At 43.3% G+C, this 19,293-nt stretch carries 18 protein-coding genes and 2 tRNA genes; 16 read left to right on the top strand and 4 right to left on the bottom strand.

What is annotated here, in order from left to right; all coding sequences use genetic code 11:
- The first annotated feature begins 690 nt into the window (after nucleotides 1–690).
- Entirely contained in the window at nucleotides 691–1,962 is a 1,272-nt protein-coding gene (locus tag ACTTJ8_RS09040) for an ATP-binding protein (protein ID WP_442720971.1), read from the top strand.
- Nucleotides 1,963–2,177: 215 nt separating this feature from the next.
- On the opposite strand, the gene ACTTJ8_RS09035 is transcribed toward ACTTJ8_RS09040, so the two are convergent.
- The 4 genes from ACTTJ8_RS09035 to ACTTJ8_RS09020 all read right to left on the bottom strand — a co-directional run bounded on the left by ACTTJ8_RS09035 (nucleotide 2,178) and on the right by ACTTJ8_RS09020 (nucleotide 4,941).
- The gene (locus tag ACTTJ8_RS09035) at nucleotides 2,178–2,912 is read right to left on the bottom strand and encodes an ABC transporter permease (RefSeq protein WP_442720970.1); all 735 of its coding nucleotides are present in this window, start codon (nucleotides 2,910–2,912) and stop codon (nucleotides 2,178–2,180) included.
- A gap of 4 nt (nucleotides 2,913–2,916) precedes the next feature.
- A complete protein-coding gene (locus tag ACTTJ8_RS09030) occupies nucleotides 2,917–3,642 on the bottom strand; it encodes an ABC transporter permease (protein ID WP_315443145.1) in 726 nt (241 codons plus the stop codon).
- A 1-nt stretch (nucleotide 3,643) separates the two neighbouring features.
- Complete coding sequence (locus ACTTJ8_RS09025) at nucleotides 3,644–4,555, bottom strand: ABC transporter ATP-binding protein (RefSeq protein WP_442720969.1); 912 nt, start codon at nucleotides 4,553–4,555, stop codon at nucleotides 3,644–3,646.
- A 312-nt stretch (nucleotides 4,556–4,867) separates the two neighbouring features.
- Nucleotides 4,868–4,941 (bottom strand) — tRNA-Val (locus tag ACTTJ8_RS09020).
- A gap of 79 nt (nucleotides 4,942–5,020) precedes the next feature.
- On the opposite strand from ACTTJ8_RS09020, the gene ACTTJ8_RS09015 reads away from it, so the two are divergent.
- From ACTTJ8_RS09015 to ACTTJ8_RS08945, 15 genes are all read left to right on the top strand, one after another.
- Complete coding sequence (locus ACTTJ8_RS09015; RefSeq protein ID WP_442720968.1) at nucleotides 5,021–5,947, top strand: ribonuclease Z; 927 nt, start codon at nucleotides 5,021–5,023, stop codon at nucleotides 5,945–5,947.
- A 7-nt stretch (nucleotides 5,948–5,954) separates the two neighbouring features.
- Nucleotides 5,955–6,848, top strand: coding sequence for an RluA family pseudouridine synthase (locus ACTTJ8_RS09010; protein WP_442720967.1), 894 nt, complete (start codon nucleotides 5,955–5,957; stop codon nucleotides 6,846–6,848).
- Nucleotides 6,845–7,846 (top strand): RsmB/NOP family class I SAM-dependent RNA methyltransferase, encoded by a 1,002-nt coding sequence (locus tag ACTTJ8_RS09005; RefSeq protein ID WP_442720966.1) that lies wholly within the window; start codon nucleotides 6,845–6,847, stop codon nucleotides 7,844–7,846. The genes ACTTJ8_RS09010 and ACTTJ8_RS09005 overlap by 4 nt, the downstream gene beginning before the upstream one ends.
- 138 nt (nucleotides 7,847–7,984) lie before the next feature.
- A complete protein-coding gene (gene trmB / locus ACTTJ8_RS09000; protein ID WP_442720972.1) occupies nucleotides 7,985–8,611 on the top strand; it encodes a tRNA (guanosine(46)-N7)-methyltransferase TrmB in 627 nt (208 codons plus the stop codon).
- A gap of 134 nt (nucleotides 8,612–8,745) precedes the next feature.
- Nucleotides 8,746–9,084: a hypothetical protein gene (locus ACTTJ8_RS08995; protein ID WP_442720965.1), complete on the top strand. Its 339-nt coding sequence runs from the start codon at nucleotides 8,746–8,748 to the stop codon at nucleotides 9,082–9,084.
- Between the two features lie 17 nt (nucleotides 9,085–9,101).
- Nucleotides 9,102–9,476 (top strand): chorismate mutase, encoded by a 375-nt coding sequence (locus ACTTJ8_RS08990; RefSeq protein WP_442719359.1) that lies wholly within the window; start codon nucleotides 9,102–9,104, stop codon nucleotides 9,474–9,476.
- Between the two features lie 15 nt (nucleotides 9,477–9,491).
- Nucleotides 9,492–11,132, top strand: coding sequence for a glycogen/starch synthase (locus tag ACTTJ8_RS08985; protein ID WP_442720964.1), 1,641 nt, complete (start codon nucleotides 9,492–9,494; stop codon nucleotides 11,130–11,132).
- A 73-nt stretch (nucleotides 11,133–11,205) separates the two neighbouring features.
- Nucleotides 11,206–11,706: a hypothetical protein gene (locus tag ACTTJ8_RS08980; protein ID WP_442720963.1), complete on the top strand. Its 501-nt coding sequence runs from the start codon at nucleotides 11,206–11,208 to the stop codon at nucleotides 11,704–11,706.
- 78 nt (nucleotides 11,707–11,784) lie between these two features.
- Nucleotides 11,785–12,651, top strand: a complete 867-nt coding sequence (gene ispE / locus ACTTJ8_RS08975; protein WP_442715448.1) for a 4-(cytidine 5'-diphospho)-2-C-methyl-D-erythritol kinase — start codon at nucleotides 11,785–11,787, stop codon at nucleotides 12,649–12,651.
- Nucleotides 12,652–12,695: 44 nt separating this feature from the next.
- Nucleotides 12,696–12,956 carry a septation regulator SpoVG gene (spoVG, locus tag ACTTJ8_RS08970; RefSeq protein ID WP_442715449.1) on the top strand — a complete coding sequence of 87 codons (261 nt, stop codon included), beginning with the start codon at nucleotides 12,696–12,698 and terminating at the stop codon, nucleotides 12,954–12,956.
- A 77-nt stretch (nucleotides 12,957–13,033) separates the two neighbouring features.
- Nucleotides 13,034–13,106, top strand: a tRNA-Gln gene (locus ACTTJ8_RS08965).
- Nucleotides 13,107–13,237: 131 nt separating this feature from the next.
- On the top strand, nucleotides 13,238–13,855 hold the full coding sequence (locus ACTTJ8_RS08960; protein WP_442715450.1) for a 50S ribosomal protein L25: 618 nt from the start codon (nucleotides 13,238–13,240) through the stop codon (nucleotides 13,853–13,855).
- A 245-nt stretch (nucleotides 13,856–14,100) separates the two neighbouring features.
- Complete coding sequence (locus tag ACTTJ8_RS08955; protein WP_442720962.1) at nucleotides 14,101–17,049, top strand: chromosome segregation SMC family protein; 2,949 nt, start codon at nucleotides 14,101–14,103, stop codon at nucleotides 17,047–17,049.
- On the top strand, nucleotides 17,018–17,362 hold the full coding sequence (locus ACTTJ8_RS08950) for a hypothetical protein (RefSeq protein ID WP_442715452.1): 345 nt from the start codon (nucleotides 17,018–17,020) through the stop codon (nucleotides 17,360–17,362). The genes ACTTJ8_RS08955 and ACTTJ8_RS08950 overlap by 32 nt, the downstream gene beginning before the upstream one ends.
- Entirely contained in the window at nucleotides 17,359–19,140 is a 1,782-nt protein-coding gene (locus ACTTJ8_RS08945) for a hypothetical protein (RefSeq protein WP_442720961.1), read from the top strand. The genes ACTTJ8_RS08950 and ACTTJ8_RS08945 overlap by 4 nt, the downstream gene beginning before the upstream one ends.
- Nucleotides 19,141–19,293 lie beyond the last annotated feature (153 nt).

The following is a 19,293-nucleotide window of genomic DNA, read 5'->3' as shown; positions in this document are numbered from 1 at the left end:
CCAAAACTGCCGCATACCTGAAAACAAACGGAAAAAAGGATATCCGCCTCCGCCCATGCCGCTGTGTCCAAGCATTGACATCCTTGTCAATGCTTGGACGTGAGTTTGCATGCTGCAAACTCACTGTTGACTAACACCACCGCCATCCGTGGCGGTTCTGAATACGTACATCCGTGTACATTTTTGGCTGCGAGTTTTTTGTGGAACAAAAAATAGCGCTGTACTGACAGGATGTCAGTGGTTCCATGCAGTATCGAGTTACGTTAATTTACAACATCCATGTTGTAAATTAACGTGCGAGTTTTGCAAAAGCAAAACATCGTTTTTGCCTAATACGCCCGCCATCCTTGGCGGTTCTGAACAAAACTCGAAGCAACCAAATGTACATGGATGTATATTTGGTTGCGATGGCATCCGTGGCGGTTCTGAATTAGCATTCTTATCAATCAAGACAGATCACAAATGCTCAGAACCGTATGATGATTTTTCACTAATTCATCTGGAGAATCCCATACGCAAAAATCTTTCGTAATACCGTCACTGTGTATGCTATTTTCATGTCTGCCGGATTGACAAGAAGCCAAACACTCGGTTAAAATACGTCCGAATACTCGGTTTTATATAAGCTAAACGCTCGGTTCTATATAAGCCAAATACTCGGCTGAATATAGGCTGGGCGGAGGTTTTACAATGAAAGAATACTATCAAAGAGTTTCGGATAAAGTTTTACTGGAACATTTAGAATCTAAAGGAGCTGTGCTTATAGAGGGTGCTAAATGGTGTGGAAAGACAACCTCTGCAAAGCATATAGCCAAAAGTGTTATAGAGATGGATCGTCCGGATATGACGGAGCAGTATCAGCAAATGGCAAGGATAAAACCCTCGAATCTTCTTGAAGGTAAGGTTCCTCATTTGATTGATGAATGGCAGATAGCAACGAATATCTGGAATGCCGTACGGTATGAAGTTGACCGGAGAGGAGAATTTGGACAGTTCATTCTTACAGGTTCTTCGGTTCCTGCTGCGTTAGATGAGAGCATGCATACAGGAACAGGCCGGATCGTGCGTATGCAAATGCGTCCGATGTCTCTGTTTGAATCCAAAGATTCCACCGGCCAAGTGTCATTAATGGATCTGTTTAATAAGAAAGACATATCCACTGTGGACAATCATAGTATTGATGAAATTGCTTTTTTGATTTGCCGGGGAGGATGGCCGGCAGCTCTGAATCATGGTAAGAAAGTCGCATTAAAACAAGCATTTGATTATTATGATGCCGTTGTAAATGATGATATATCCAGAGTCGATAGAGTAAAAAGAGATTCTGAAAGAACAAAACGTATACTAAAATCCTATGCTAGAAATGTTGCAACACAAGCTTCTCTGGAAACAATCAGATCAGATGTAATCAGTAATGATGTAGAAACCTTTGATAAGGAAGCTCTTTATGGGTACCTGAATGCTTTGAAAAGAATATTTGTCATTGAAGATTCTCCTGCATGGAATCCGAATTTGCGATCAAAAACGGCTATTCGAACTTCTGATACTAGGTATTTTGTGGATCCGTCTATAGCTGTGGCAGCACTTGGACTTGGTCCAACGGATCTGGTCAATAATCTGGAGCTTATGGGTTTGATATTTGAAAACTTGTGTGTCAGAGATTTAAGAATATATGCCGATGCATTGGATGGCAGTGTATATCATTATAGAGACAAGACAGGTCTTGAATGTGATGCTGTCATTCATTTAAGAAACGGCAGCTATGGTTTGGTTGAGGTAAAACTGGGAGGGAATCAGTCGATCAATGAAGGCGCAGAAAGTCTGTTGAAATTAACGTCAAAAATTGATACGGAAAAAATGAAGAAACCTGCCTTTTTGATGGTTTTATGCGGAGTTGCTCCATTTGCCTATAAACGAGAGGACGGAGTGTTTGTTGTTCCGATTACATGCCTAAAGGATTAAGCAGGCTAGATCATTGCTTTTTAGCTTTTTCATACTCTCCTAGACAAATAATGAATTTAAATTTATTAACAACTGGGTGAGGCATGCAATGCCGCAGGTAAACCAGCATACCCCGATGCAGAGCGCCGGAGGGGCATCTGCGTTTGATATTTTCATCTATATCTTCAGATGTACATGAATGTATATTCTTAATGACATCAGCCCTTCCGCTTATCTCAGCATTCTTCTTTCGATAGCGTATTAAATAACAGTCCTGTCATTCCGCACGCAATCAATACAACAATAGCGGCAATCATTTTTTCAAAACCTGTTGATTGAGCGGCACCGGATAGATAAAACATTGCATTAACACAATAAAGATATGGCATCGGTACTTGAGATATAAAAACTCCGACAAAAGAGGCAATAAAACTTACCGCTACAGCTGCCTGTGCACTCTGCTTAAAATGCAGCATAATGCTGATTATCATCATTGCTATGACAGTACACACGATGCCGTGAATGACATAAACAGCCAAATGAGTCAATACAAAATTGATTCGGATATTATGCAGGTTAAATTCTGTTTCCAGTAGACATATCGAAAGAAACGTCAGCACGGTATATAACAGAGCAATGATACAGAGCGCAACGGTTTTGATCGTAATAAGAACATTTTTTGTTATCGGCACCGTTAATATATTGATAAGCGTATTATTTTGTCTTTCCAATAAAAACAATTCCATCCCTATCAACGAAAAAATCGGTATGAATAAATAATAGCTGTTTACGATAAGACCGTTATGCAAGAAAAATCCTAACGTTTCGCCATACGCAACATTATTATATACTCCTTTTCCCATAAGCGCCTGTATAACGGCAGACATAATAATGACAAGCAGTAGTATCCAAAAAAACTTTTTCCGTTTCAGCTTTTTAAATTCAAAACACAGCATTCCTATCATTCTCATAAGCCTATACTTCCTGTTTTTCAAGAATGATCAGCGATGCAATCAGGTAGAGTATAAATACGGCAATCACATTGATCAGCAATAAACCGATATGGGGATTATTTTGTACACCTTCAAAATTCTTATACCAGATAATATGCGGCACACTTGCCAATGGGCTGATCCCTTGTAAATATCTCATCGATAAAAAAGAAGCGATTACATATATACTTCCCGCTAAATTCGTGATGACGGTATTCCCCTTTGTAAAAACGGTGATAAGCGAAACAGGCAGCATAGCAAGCGTTACAAAGACTGAACTTAAAACGCACAGCAAAAAAAACCGTAAAACGAGTGCCGCCGTCATACCGGATCGAAACCGGCTGCAGTATCCCGCAACGCAGGTGATGACAAACACCGCTGTCATAAACATACATGCCAGCAATAACACATATACGGCTTTCGCAAAGAAAAACCGTTTTTTTGACACCGGAATTGTCCATAAGTATTTTATCGTATCGCTTTTATAGTCAGTAGAAAAAATTGCCGTTATAAACGACAGCAATATCATCGGTAAAATAAGAAAGTCCATATAGCTCAACGCAAATTTATACAAGTACATAAAATCGTCAAATAAGCCTACTGCACGTACCGTATAAAAAACGGTAATCGCTTCATAGACGACAATTAATAGTGCAGAAATAGCGAGCGCTTTTGATCTTTTATTTTTCCGTATTTCGGATACCAGCACATTAACCAATTCCTTGACCTCCCGTAACCTTTTTAAAATAGTCTTCAAGCGTCATCCGTTCTTTCATAATACCGGACACCTCTATGCCATTACCGACAAAAATTGTATTAAGCTGTGCAACACTGATATCATCGCTTTTTACCGTAATACTGTCCGCTAAACAGATGATATCCGATTCCTTTACCCCTTCTTTAAGAAGAACTCTTTTTACCTGCTCCGTATCCTGTACAAAAATTTTTATACCTTCGGTTTTATTTTGCCATTCGGCTATATCTATCTCGTCGATCAATTTTCCGTCATTGATAATTCCAATGCGGTCTGCCAAACTTTCAATTTCGGATAATATATGACTGGATATTAAAATGCTCACCCCTGATTGTTTTAAATCGATAAGCAGTTTTCTTACCTCTGCAATGCCGATAGGATCAAGTCCGTTAATAGGCTCATCCAGTATCAACACTTCAGGATCATGCATAACGGCATTGGCAATCGCCAATCGTTGCTTCATTCCCAGTGAATATTTTGAAAAGAGTTTTTTGTCGTTATACGGTAAATTGACCAACGCCAGAGCTTTTTGTACGGCCTCATTGTCAAGCGCTTTTAAGCGTGCAAAAATGTGCAAATTTTCAGTTCCCGTTAAATTGGCGTAAAACCCCGGATTTTCTATGATGCAGCCGACTTTCCGTAATATGGCTTTTCCCTCGCCGGTATTGGTATCATTGCCTAAGATATGGACGTGCCCCTCCGTTGGTTTTACAAGCCCTAACAGCATCTTCATTATCGTCGTTTTACCGGCGCCGTTTCTTCCCAACAGTCCGTATATCTCGCCCTTTTTGACGGAAAAAGAAACCGAATGCACAACGGTTGTTTCGCTATACTTTTTTGTTACATTGCTGATTTCTATTACATTCATCACGTAAACCTCTCACTCCAATATCAGGAAACCGCTCATGGCTTATCTATACTCATATAGTTACCTATATGAGTAGTATACTGTTTTCTTACTATTTATACCAGAGCTTGAAGCGATATGGGGTGTTTTTTGCCGGAAAACAAATTGAGTGTTGTCTTGCTTCCCTCTTGATTTGGTAATTACATTCTTTATATTATTAGCGGATGAAGTAGCTCTCTATATCTTAATATCCAACGCTCCTGCGTTGTACACATAATATATTTTAATACTGATGGTAAAACTATTAGATAAGGAGGGATGAAATCTGCGTGATGGGCAATGCTGGAATCGAACCAGCGACCCCAAGCGTGTCATGCTTGTACTCTAACCAACTGAGCTAATTGCCCGCATATAAACAACAGGATAAATTTTATCGTATTTTACTATTTACGTCAAGAGGTAAAACCGGTATACTGCTGCATAATTATGAATCTTGAAGCATTTATTTTAGGCTGCGGAGGTATGATGCCGCTGCCGTACCGTCATTTGACCTCTGTATTACTTCGCCGTGAAGGAGATTTATTTCTATTTGACGCAGGCGAGGGGACGCAGGTCTCATTACGCTGGTTAAATCTCAGATGGAAAAAGATCAATACCATTTTTATCAGTCATACACATGCCGATCATGTTACCGGCTTACCGGGAATTTTAATGCTTTCTGCACAGGTAGACCGGGATGAGCCGCTGTATATTATCGGTCCGCCGAAAATTAAAGAGTACATCGAAACAAGCAGGCGGGTTTTGGATATGTATATCAATTATGAGATTATTGTCCAAGAAGTTACCGATCCGGGCATCGTATATAAGACTGATGAATTTCAGGTACGGGCTTTTTGGCTTGAGCATACTAAACCGTGTCTGGGGTATGTCTTTGAGGAATTTCCGCGTCCTGGGGCATTTGATCCGGAAGCTGCGCGCAGGCTCAATGTCCCCTGCGGTCCGCTTTGGTCTAAGCTGCAAGCGGGTGAGTCGGTAACCGCTTCCGACGGCTCTATCGTAGAAAGCAGTCAAGTACTTGGTGCTCCCCGGAGCGGCCGTAAATTCAGTTTTGTAACGGACACCAAATATCTGCCGTCTATTGCTCTGGAAGTAGCGGATTCTGATTTTTTTGTCTGCGAATCTATGTTTGAAAAGGGAATGGAGAAAGATGCCGCTGAAAAAAAACACATGACCTGTATTCAGGCGGCTCAAATTGCAAAAGATGCAGCGGTAAAGAAGATGGCGCTCATCCATTACAGTCCCCGGTACACCGATTACGACTTAAAACAGCTTTTAAAAGATGCACAGGAAGTCTTTCCTAAGACCGTCTTATCAAAAGATAGAATGATAGAAACAATAGAGTATCGGGACTAGCGCTAGTATGACACAATCTGGTGAATATGCAGCAGTACACGCTGCTGCGGATAGCGGTGAAAAGCGGATTTATTTTGAAGATGAGTATTGCGCTGTGCTGTATAAAAAAGCAGGGGAGGATTCTCAAACGTTTTTTAAGCGGTTGTTTCCTCAAAAACAGTTTGCGGCAGCGGTAAACCGGCTTGATACGCCCGTGTCCGGATTGATGATTGCTGCATTTACTCCGCAGATACAAACACAGTTTTCCCGCGCATTCGAGGCGGGAGCAATACGGAAAGCGTATTGGGCTATCTGTGAACGTGCCGGAGCGGGGAAGGCTGCACAATTTGCAGCTGATATTTCGCCGAAAACTACGGAATCTGCTCCCGTGAGTGCTGCTGCGGTATGTGCTTCAGGAATTGCCCCTTCAGCATTTGCACCGGAGGACGCTGCGGTAAGGACAGCCGGTGCTGCAGTAGGCAGTACTCTGGAACATTGGATCGGTTTTTCTACAAAAACGCAAAAAGCTTTTATAGCTGCCGCACCGGATAACCGGAGCAGTAAGGCTCGGCTAAAAAAAGCTGTGCTGGCATGGATGCTCTGCGGGAGCGGTGAACGGTATGACTTTCTCCGCATTCACCCGCACACCGGCAGAACACACCAGATACGGGTGCAGATGGCTGCTATCGGCCGTCCGATTAAAGGAGACCTCAAGTACGGTGCCCGGCGGAGTGAACCCGGCGGCGGCATCCGGCTGCATTCTTTCAGCGTCGATTTTACGCATCCTATAACCGGTATGCCGCTGCATATCGAAGCGCCGCCGCTTCAGCCTGATACCTTGTGGAGTCTTTGCATAAAAGCCTGTGCCGACAGCAGCTCTTTTGGGCAGCTTTCAGCCCTACACCGGGGAACAGCGGAATGAAGCGGTCGAAGAGCAGCGCCGGTGCTGCTGTTTTTGAAGCCTATTACGCCGGTCTTTTTGGCAGCCGCTGGGAACCATTAAAACAAGCACTTTTAGCGGAAACAGAACCGGCTGCATTCTCCGTATGCGGGGAAAAGCCTTACTACCTTGATCGCGCCAGTATTGCTGCAGCACAGGCGCTTCCGCTGCTTGAGGAAGGCCGCTGTTTGGATATGTGTGCAGCGCCGGGCGGAAAAACGCTCGTGCTTGCGTCCGGTATGGGGGCAGAGGTTTATCTACAGGCGAATGAACTTTCACGGACACGCCGTGCCCGTTTAATCAATGTTATTGGAGAACATCTGCCGGCAGCAATTTCCGCCCGTGTTGAAGTAACCGGCTTTGACGCTGCTATCCTGCCTCGGTTTGAGCAGAATCTATACGACCGTATTCTCTTAGATGCCCCCTGTTCATCGGAGCGGCATGTTCTCACGGATCCAAAGTATTTAGCAGTTTGGACTCCGGCTCGAATTAAAGCGCTGGCACAGCGGCAGTGGGCGCTCCTTTCAGCGGCATTTTTAGTGCTGAAACCGGGGGGCTTTCTTGTCTATGCGACCTGCGCCCTCACCGATGCGGAAAACGATGGCGTAGTTGCACGGCTTTTAAAAAAATACAAGCAGGATGTGCGTATTCACCAATACGGTACACCACCTACCGGCACTGAGATACATTTTTTGCACGATACAGCGGCAAATAATATGGTAGGCTTTGCAAGCAGCGTAGCGGCAGTCAGTACCGCTGACATTTCAAGTAATTCTTCTATCAGCAATGCCGGTATCTGTACTGCAGAACATATACCGGCTCTAGCGGATGGAAGTATAGCTTTCTACGGTTCCGCCGCGCAGCTTCCGCCTCTTCCGTATGAGCAGACAGAATATGGCTGCCGTTTTTTACCCGATGTATGCGGCGGCGCAGGTCCGCTGTATTTTTCGCTTATTGAGAAGCGGGCATCAACTGATTGAGGGCATCTTTAAAAACTCAAGCATAGTTTTTAAAAGATTCTCTCACTTTAAGGAAATACTATGACTGATTACTATGAACCGGGGGATATTCCTCAGCAGGGCAGACCTATCAAAACCTTTGTGCTCCGGAAAGGACGAATTACTGATTCTCAAAAAAAAGCCTACGCAGAATATGCTCCGAGGTGGTGTATTCCCTATAGCGCACAAATGGTATCTTTTGCGGAAGTATTTGGGAATGATAATCCTGTGATTATCGAGATAGGATTCGGCATGGGAGTCGCAACGGCAGAAATAGCAGCACAGAATCCTTCCATCAATTATATCGGCATTGAAGTTTTTCAAGCTGGAGTCGGTAAGCTGCTCAACGAAATAGAACACCGCAACCTTTGCAATATCCGCATTATCGAACATGACGCTATCGAAGTGCTTGAAACTATGATTCCTGACAGCTCTCTTGCCGGGTTCCACATTTTTTTCCCTGATCCTTGGCAAAAGAAAAAGCACCATAAACGCAGACTGATCCGCCGTCCGCGGACTGATCTTCTTACCAAAAAACTACAGGCTGGCGGCTATCTCTATATGGTAACCGATTGGTATGAATATGCAGAAGATGCGTTTGCGGAGCTTTCCGCAACGGAAGGGCTTTGTTCCTGCTATGAAGGATTTGCCCCTCCTCAGACATGGCGGCCAAAAACAAAGTTTGAGCAAAAAGGCTTGAACAAAGCGCACCGTATTACAGAGCTGATGTTTCAGCGGAAGGAATAGCCTGTTCGATAACTGCACTGCCGAACAGGTTTAATAAAAAAGCTTGCAAATTGAAGCTTTACCTATTATACTGGCTCTATTCGATACCTGCATTTTCGAACAGGTTTACTTTCGTACGGATGATACAAATGCCAATGAGAAAACAGATTACTATCCGCTTTTTGCATAGAACCGTGCTGTTTTTATTTTCTTTTGTCATTACCCTGTGTGCATTGTTTGTGCTCGGTAATGTGCAAAATTTTCTCGATTCCAGCCAATCAATGATTTTACGGTTCCTGCTGGGAGCAGGAGGCTTGCTCTGTATCTTTTCGATATTCGCATTTTTATTTGAGTTATACTATATCTTCCATCTGAGGACTGTCCGGTACCTCGGTCATTGTATTATGAGCGGTATAGCCTGCATTGTGGGCTTAGGAACAGCTGTGCTCGCTGCAGTTATCCTGTTACTTTCGAGTGGGGTGCAGCTCTCATAAGCGCATAAGGATGTGATATGTTTTTTAGAAGAATATATGCAGGACGTGCTGCTGTGTGCACCCAGAATCAAGCTGAATCGATAAAAAGAGCAGTAGTATCAGCATATACGCAGTTTTTAGCCTCCAATCAATTACAGGAAAAAGATATTATTTCTATTCAATTTTCACTTACAAATGATATAACGGCAGCAAATCCTGCAACCTTATTGCGTTCTGCTGGTTATGCTTGTGCAACGGCGCTTTTTTGCAGTGCCGAACCAGAAATAATAGGGAGTCCTCACGGTATTATCAGACTTCTTATTTATTATTATGGAAAAAAGAAACCGAATCCGGTGTATCTTGGCGGAGCGGAAAAACTGCGTCCTGACTTATTTACCAAACCGGATCTGTAAAGATGAGTTGATTGTATGAAGGAAAAAGCAAATAAGGAAACAATGTGGATTGTCAGCCGTGAGTATGCAGGCTTTGCAGAGGCAGGCGGTGTCAAGAATGTTGTAAAGTCGCTGGCAGAGGCAGCAGCAGCCTACGGTTTTCAAGTTACGGTATTTTTACCCCGCTATGGTAATATCACCCGCGTTTTGGATAGCTGCATAGGTGAAGTAGTGCTGAGAGTAGGCGATATACTGCATACGGTACGCTATTTTGAGCTGATACAGGATTCGATACAATTTATCTTTATTGATTCTCCTGTTTTTACGGAAAAAAAAGATATTTATACCTATTGTGCTGAAGAAATTGAATATTTCAGGAAAAAACTTAACCGTCCTGACCTTAAAAAAGGTGAAGGCTATATAGATAGCCATGAGATGAATATTTTGTTTCAAAAAGCGGTATACTGTTATGGGTTACGGCAGCATACCGCACCTCATGTACTTCACTGCCATGACGCACATACAGCGTTGTTACCGGCTTTTATTTTTTCCCATTTTATTGGTAAGCTCTTGTTCCGCCATACCCGTGCCCTTATTACAATCCATAATGCAGGAGACGGCTATCGGCAGACCTTTTATTCATTTGACCGTGCTGCTGCTCTCACCGGTCTCTCCCGGAAGGTGTTGGAATACGGACGGATTGATCAAACTGTTGAGCCGTTTTTAATCGGAGCAGCTTTTGCTGATTTAACAACGGTTTCCCCGTGGTATGCACAAGAGCTGATAACACCGGACAAATCACCGTATTCTTATCATTTTTCTCAAGCCCTTGCCGAAAAGCATATCCCTATCACCGGTATTACCAATGGGATTGATTTTGCTGCCTATAATCCGTATACTCCCGCCCGCTCCGAACTCCCTTTTGCATTTGATATAAGCCGGGAACAGTTTGATGGTAAGTACCGCTGCCGTTCATTCTTGCTTGACACATTAAAAAAGCAGGATTCTCTTACACAGATGTATGAGGGAACTCAATGGTTCGGCAGTACCGATGCTCCGCATCCGGATGAAAAATGTCTCTACGTGATGTATCACGGACGGCTTGTACGGCAAAAGGGTGTAGATGTACTGCTCAAGGCGATTCCTCTGATGCTGAAACGCTGTCCGGCACTCCGTGTTCTTGTTATGGGACACGGAGATACCCGCCTTGAAGCACAGGCAATAGACTTGACACAGGAGCTGCCCGGCTCATTTGTGTATTGTAAGGGATATAACCGAAAAGCAGCGAGGCTTATCACCGCTGCAGCTGATTTTATTATTTTGCCAAGTCTTTTTGAACCCTGCGGTTTGGAAGATTTGATTGCTCAAGTTTATGGAACTATCCCCATTGCAAATAGTCAAGGGGGACTCCAAAAAATTGCTAACGGAAAAACAGGGTTTCTCTATAAGGTTCCCGGCGGTCAAGATCAAAATATTGATGAACATGCACGGGCATTGACAGCAGCAGTACTGGAACAAGCGGATGTATTTTTACAAAGCAGTAAGGTACGGCTTGTGGATGTACCGTATTTTAAGAAGATAATTATGCAGGCGTATACTGTTCTGCAGACAGATTTTTCGTGGCAGCATATTTTTAAAGATCAGTATTTACCGCTGTTTCATTCTTCCGGTAAGTAAATACTTCTTTAAAATACAACAGCCGGACACATTGCTGAGGAATGTGTGCAATTTCTAAAAATTCTATGCGTTTTTGGAAAATTTATTATTTAGTCCTGTTTTGTTTATGCCGATATGGAAACTATGGTGGGAGATTATGGAAAAAGAAGTTATTATACATTTTTTGGATGATCATTGGGACGAATTTATTGAACTGCTGTCTAAGACAGTAGAACAAGAAGCCGGTTTATTGCAAAGCGAGCAGTTTCCTAATCAGGTATATGAATTTACCGGTATGCTTTCAAAAGTACTCGCTGCATACCGAAAAGATGAAGATAAACGTATAAACTCAGAAAGACAGGCAGATTCAATCCCGGCGCAGTGGGTGACAGAGGCGCAAGTCTTAGCTGCTTATGATGCCGATACGAAAGGGCTATTAGAAAAAGCACAAACATTCCGCAGGTGCGGTGTATCGAATGATGATATGACTCCTCATTCTATCGTTATTAAGAACGGACTGTTTATTGTACAGCCTCAGCAAAATAAACGAAAACTCAATTCTGCATTTAAAAAACTTGTCGATTCGGTTTTATAAACCGAGAGAGCGTATAAATTATCGGAGCTGCTCTCACTGTATTGACAAAAAACGCATTATATGAATAATGCTTGAAGCATGAGTGCTGAGGCAATTAGTCTTTGTGCATACGCAAAGATTAATCTCCATCTAAAGGTTCTTGGCAAACGTGCTGATGGTTTTCATAATTTGGCAAGTATTTTTCAACGTATTTCTGTAGCCGATTATCTATCAGTAGAAGAATTTGATGATGGTAACTGTTTAGTAGAATCGCCGATGATGTCCTTGCCGCAAGATAATACACTTACCCGTGCGTGGGAATGCTTTAGGTATGCTGTTGGTTTGGATAAGGGGATTCGTGTCCGGCTAATCAAGAATATTCCGGCAGGGAGTGGATTGGGCGGAGGTTCATCTGATGCTGCAGCGCTTTTGAGAGGAGTTAATCAGCTCTTTGATGTGCGGCTTTCTGATGATGAATTGCAAAGGCTTGCTCTTCAAGTAGGAAGCGATGTTCCGTTCTTTTTGGGACCGGCTGCGGCGTTTGTAACGGGAAGAGGTGAGTTTTTTAAAGCTTTACAGCCCCGTACGGATTGTTTCGGTATTTTGATTTGGGTTGGCGTTCAGAGTTCAACGCCGGATGCTTACCGTATGTTGGATGCGCAGAGAATGCATCTGCAAACAGGCGGAGTTGCTGAGGATTTTGAAGATATTGCTGCTCAGTATCGGGTGCCGTTAGCTGCGTGGCAATTTGTGAACGATTTTCAATCAGTGCTTGCGGAACAGCATCCTGTTATTGCTGAGGCGGTTGCTGATTTGTATGGGCAGGGAGCCGTATTTGCTCGGATGAGTGGGTCGGGTTCAGCCGTTTTTGGCTTGTTTGATACGGAAAAAACAGCGGCTGATGCTGTATGCCTCTTGAAAAAAAAATGGAAGTGGTGTAAACCTTTTATATTGCTTGCGCTATAAGTATTTACGATGTATAATGTACCTACCGCAAGGAGGAGCATAGCATGAAAGTGACTGATGTTCAGATTCGGAAGGCAATAGGCGAGGGTAAGCTAAAGGCTTATGCGACAATTACTTTTGATGATTGCTTTGTATTACATAATGTAAAGCTCATTGAAGGTGAAAAAGGCATTTTTGTTGCAATGCCGAGTAGAAAGACTAAAACAGGAGTGTATAAGGATATTGCCCATCCTATAACGCCTGAGTTTAGGCTTTCGCTGCAGGATAATATCCTTGCAGCATACAATACTTGTGCGGGAGACTAAAACAGGTCTTTTGCATCGGTGTTGAAGTTTAGTGATATGGAAATTATTATGCACTGAAAGGTGTGTAGTTTTTATAATGGGACGTCGGCAAGTGGTAAGCCAACGGTTTTTGGTGCCGTTATTCCGTAGGTTCGAATCCTACCGTCCCAGTTCTAAAAGTGATTCCGGTTATAACAGGTAATACTATAATTGGCTTTTACTTTTTGTTCAAAAAATTATGAAAGGGGCTTTCTACGCGGAAGGAGCCTCTTGTTTGCGTACATGCAAAGGAGTTCCTAATTATGGAAGAAAGAGTATTGACTGCAAGCAGCAGGACTGATTTTGGAAAAGCTGCGGCTGCGAAGTGCCGTAAAGCAGATCGCTTGCCTGCGGTTATCTATGATCGGAACGGTCGTTCAACCGCTATTGATGTTCCTTATCGTGATTTTGCAAAGCTGTTTAAAACAGTTACTGAAAGTACCCTCATTACTATTAAGGTTGATGGGAAAGATGATTATGAAGTTTTTATCAAAGACTATCAATATGATATAGTATCTGATAAAGTTTTTCATGCTGATTTCTATGCTGTTGAACGCGGTCAAGTGTTACGTACAAAAATTCAAATTAGGCTTACCGGTTCTCCGGAAGCGTGCCGTCAGGGTGCGGTGTTAGAGACTGGTATTACAGAAGTAGAAGTGGAATGTTTACCGCGTAATCTGCCGGAGCGTATTGTTATTGATGTTTCTACGCTTGGTGCAAATGAATCGTTCCATGTTCGTGATATTAAGGTTCCTGAAGGGGTAAAAATCCTTACCGATGCTGATTTGGCAGTTGCTATGGTTAAATTTACAAGGGATGTGTCCTCTGCAGCTGATACGGCGGAAGCATCTGAGGATGCAGCAGCTGAAGCAAAAGCTTGATTTTAGTCTAATAGAGTGTATAAAACGAGTAAGTTTGTTATCAAACTTACTCGTTTTTTTTATCACTGCTATTACACAATAGTCTATTTTTCAGAATTAAGAAGCAGCCCTCACTTTCGATTTATAGCTTTTAATTTTTACGATCTCAAGGTAATGACAATTTTTAGAAAAAAGTTTACACTAGTAAAGATTGCCGATCATGGTCTGCTATAGAAGCTCGGCGTTTTTTAGGAGTACGGGACAGGGTGTTTTTAAAAAGTCTTGAAATATTTGGATTTAAATCCTTTGCAGATAGAACTCGTATAGAATTTGCCGCAGGAATTACCGCCTTGCTTGGACCAAACGGCTGCGGTAAAAGTAATGTTGTTGATGCAATGAAGTGGGTATTAGGTGAACAGGCATCAAAAACACTCCGTGCGGAAAAAATGGAAGACGTTATTTTTAACGGTACCGAATCGAGAAAAGCGCTCAATGTTGCAGAAGTTACACTCACAATCAGCAATGAAAACGGTTTATTAAATCTGGAAGTAAGTGAGATAGCCATTAAGCGAAGACTCTACCGGTCAGGCGAGAGTGAGTATTTTATCAACAATACGCCGGTACGCTTAAAGGAAGTGCGTGAGCTCTTTTGGGATACCGGGGTAGGGAAGGCTGCGTATTCCGTCATGGAACAGGGTAAGATCGACCAAATCCTTTCCAGTAAGCCGGAAGAACGCCGGTATTTGTTTGAGGAAGCAGCCGGTATTACTCGTTTTAAGGTTCGCCGCGCTGAAGCTGAACGAAAGCTGCAAAAAACCGAAGAAAATATGCGGCAGGTGGAAGGCGTTTTGACTGAGGTTCGCCGTTCCTACGATACATTAAAGGTTCAAGCAGAGAAAACGGTAAAACATCGCGCATTCAAAGAAGCTATTTTTGAACATGACCTTGATATACAGCTGCTGCGTCTTAAAAAATTTACTGATGATTATGCTCAGCGGGAGGAGAGCATAAAAGACGCGAAGTTCAAACGGGATGAGGTACAGAGAAAAATCGATTCTATTCATACCATGCTTTCTGAAAATATGGATGAAGTGAACAGCCTCGAAAAAAAGCTGGATGAGCACCAGAAAGAGATTTACGGACTGGCTATCGAAAAACGCGGAAAAGAAAACCAAGCGCGATTGCAAGCTGAGCGGCAAACCGAATTAAAAACAAAACTCGGGCAGCTGGAACTACGCAAAGCAGGACTCGAAGAGCGGATTGAAACACTTCAAGAAGATGCAGATGAACAGGATGCAAAGGTTCACGGCTTTCAAAAACAGGTACGGGATATTGAAAAAAACATCGGCGATTTTGAAGAAAGCCTCAGACTTGCATCACAAAAAATCACTGATAATGATTCTACCCGTGTAAAGCTGCAAGAACACATCGTATCGCTTGATAAAAAACGTGCAGATATGGAAACTGAGCTTCGCTCCATTACGGAAGATATTGTTACAGAGCTTGATAAAAACCTTTCAGCAGCAGGCTATTCTGCACAAGGACGGGGTAAAATAGAATCACAGCTTTTTGACCGTCTGAATCAAATAAAAGTATTGCTGAATGGCCGGAAAAATATTTTCTCTGACTTTGCAGCACTCTCAAATCATACGGAAAAAGAAACTGCTCAGTTTGCCCAAAATGCTGTGCAGTCATTCACCGATTTGCTTAGTTTAATACAATTACTCGAAGAGGATGTACAAGCATACAAAAAATCTTCTGCGGGCTTTATTGATGATTTTTTAGCTCCCGAAGGCATTATCACCCAAAAACGCGGTATAGATTCCGCTATTGAAGCAAATAGAACTACAATAGAAGAAAAACGGCAAACAATTGCAGCCCTTCATACGGAAAATGAGCAGCTTACTGTTAAAATCAACGAATACCGGAAAACATTGGAAGATTTGCGTATTCATAAGACAAAGATGAAAGCAGAATCCGATGCAGCAGAACAGCAAGCAGCATTTTTACGGCGGGAACTTGCAGCACAGCAAAATGCTCTCCGTGATCTTGAGAATGAACTCTACACGGAACAAAAGCGCTTTGAAGAGATAAAAGAGCAGCTTCTGGAAATTGAAGGAGAAATTGCCTCGATTGACCGTAAAGGTCGGCAGTTGACGGAGGCGTTAGAGCAGCTGGAAAAAGAAATTGCGTCTCGGAATAATGAACTTTCCAGCAATGAGGGGACTCTGAAAACATTGAACGCAGAGCTTACCAAACATAACTCACTCATAGAAAAATATTATGTCGATACCGCTACGCTTGAGATTGAAATTAAAAACGTCAAAGATAATTTTAGAGAAACACATTCCCGTGAGCTGATGGAGTTTGAGGAGCGGATGTATAAGATCACCGCGTCTTCTATGGATTTACGGAATGAGCTTGCAGAGTTGCGCAAACAACTGAAAGACCTCGGCAGTGTGAATTTAATGGCACCGGAAGAATTTGCAGAAGTTAAAACTCGGTTTGATTTTTTGACGGGGCAAATCAGTGATCTTGATAAGGCGCGGACAGATTTGCAGCGGATTACCGATGAAATTAAGGCAGAATCGACAGAACTGTTCCTGGCGACATATAATAAAATTAAAAAGAATTTTCATAATATGTTTAGGCGGCTCTTCGGAGGCGGTAGAGGTGAAATTAAACTAACCGACCCTAAACAAGTTCTTGAGTCGGGTATTGAAATATTTGCACAACCGCCGGGGAAGAAGCTGGAGAATATCAGTCTCTTGTCGGGAGGTGAAAAATCCATGACAGCTGTTGCTCTTCTTTTTGCAACATATATGGTCAAACCTTCTCCATTTTGTCTGCTTGATGAAATAGATGCAGCTCTGGATGAACAGAATGTAGGCAGATTCGTTGCCGCGCTGTCAGGCTTTGCAAATGTTAGTCAGTACATCGTTATTACGCATAATAAAAAAACAGTACTTGGCGCTCATACCATGCTCGGTGTTACTATGGAAGAATCCGGAGTGTCAAAGCTCATCGCTATTAAGTTGGATAATGATGTTGAGCTTTTAAAACAAGAGCAAGTTAATGAAGCTGCCGATACCTTTATAGAAGAAGATGTGGCGCCGGAAGAGGGAGTGTATATTCCGTCCCGCCCGCCGAAGCGGATACATGCAAATCAGGAGGAACAGCCGGATGGACATCTTGGAAACGATACGGACGCATAGGCTTATTTTTTTAGCTGCAACGCTTGGATTGCTGATCATACTGCTGATTATTTCTGTTGCGTTGTTAATAAACGGAACAAAGAAAATAGAAACGGATCCTGATGAAATTATGATCTCGATAGATCCTGTTGTGTTTCAGCTTCCAAATGAACCGCTTGAGCTGCCGCCGATACAATATTCGCGGAAGCAAAAAAAGATTTGGAGTGATGCTGATTTACAGTATTGGTATACTATGCCTGATGCGGAACAAATGAAAAGACTGCATGAAATAAATGAGCAGCAGATGAATAAACTGTGGGAGAGCGTACCGTGAAAAACTTAATATATCCGTTTTATTTTTTGCTCGTTTCCTTACTTATCTTACCTGCGGCGTGTACTACCACGGAACCTGCCGTAGAAAAAACGCAGCCTGCTGTTGAGCGGCAGCAAGAATTGCAGGATGGAACGGCTGTACGTAGAGCACAGCCGGATGCACCTTCCCGGAACGAGAAGTCTGGGACAGATGCTGTGAATAAGCAGCTTCCTGTATCCGATGCAGTATCGGGTGCTACAGCGGATGCGGTATCAGGGGCAACAATGTCTCGAAAATCCCCCCCAGCACGCGGAAATCCGCAAGCTGATTCCGGAAAGCAACTGCCGAAACAGCAGGAGCCGTCTATTGCTACAAATACGGATAAAGCCGGCAGAATGACACAGAGCAGTGAAACGCCGCTGGTGAAAAATAACATAGAGCAGTCCTCTGCCGCAGAAGTGCTGGGTAAGCGCTTGCCTGCTGCTGTAAGCCCTGAGCAAAAACCTACAGCAGCTCCGGGAACAACAGAAGTACCGGTGATTGCTATTGTTGATAAAAAACCGGACGGTATAACAGAGCCGGCGGATATGTCTCAAACGGCGGCTGCAAATCATAAACCGGATGAAGGGCTGGGGACTTCGGAGAATACTGCACAACCGGCGGAGGAAAGTATTCCCATCGCTGAATTGCCGGAGGAACAAAATATCAGGAAAGACACAGACTCTGCTATTTTTACTGCTGCTAAGATTTCCGCCTCCGCTGAAATTGTTGAAAAGCAGGAGACCGAAAGTCGAGTAGCTGTTTCTGCCGGACAAACGTATGAAGAAACCCTTGCGGATATTATCAGCAATTTTGAGGAGCAGGGCGGTACCCACGGCTACGAAGCTCCGCGTACCTTCCATGAGGAAATGCTTGATCTTTTTTCTCCGCAGATATTCACGGTTGCCTTAACAAAAGAGCCGGAAACGGAGCAGAAAGTAAAAGTGTCCCGTATGGTGGCGGTAGAAGAAAAGCAGCGGCTTGAGCTAACCTATCCTGGACACGGCTGGGTCTATGTAGGTGAACAAACCGCTCAGCAGGGACTCAAATATGAACAGCGAAAACTGCAGGATAATAACTCTATTTTCATGTTTACCGCAGAGAAAAAAGGCGATTATGTGCTGCATTTTTCCTATTTCGACGTGTTTACCAACGATTTTATTACGGATGCAGTAGCTGTATCCGTGTCGGCAGCGCGCTCAACTGCGGCAAAGTCGATGGTGCGGGCGCCGGATTACCAAAATGACTCCGAGACAAGAGAAACGCTGCATCAGCTGAATGCACAGACTGGTGCAAGCAGCATAGCTTCGGAGTCAAGCACCGGTACGGTACAGCAGAAGACAATGGGGGAGGAAAAAGGTGCTGATGCAGCAGCTTCTTCTAGGGCAGTGTCTGAAGGCGGTGATACTGCAGCTGTGTTGGATGAGACAGTTCTAACAACACCGGCTGGTGCGGCGGATGCCGAAGAACAGCTGAGTCCTGATCAGCTGCTGGAAAAAGTCCGCACGGCAATCGGAGCAGCGGATGCTGCTTCTGCTATCCAATACTTGGAGCAATTTTTTGCCGTTTCAACCCGGAATCTTGATGAAGGCTGGTTTTTACAAGGGCGTGCGTATGAATTAAACGGTTCTACACGAAATATTAGACGTGCGCTTGCAGCGTATAAAACGCTGACCGATGCTTATCCGCAAAGTAAATACTGGGCAGAAGCAGATGCACGGATACGCTATATCACAAGCTTTTATATCAATATTCAGTAATTTTGTACTTAAATGCTTGAGTAAATCGGCTATCTATGGCAGTATGACGGCATAATCAGTAAACCTGTTTGGAAACTTCCATTTCTGAACAGGTTACTTTGAAATGCGATGTTCTAAATCGTGCTATTTGTGCGATTTAGAACTCGTCGACCT

It is taken from the genome of Treponema sp. (assembly GCF_052169735.1).
GTDB lineage: Bacteria > Spirochaetota > Spirochaetia > Treponematales > Treponemataceae > Treponema.
Note: the sequence above shows the minus strand (reverse complement) of the source record. Positions and strands in the feature narration are given on the sequence as shown.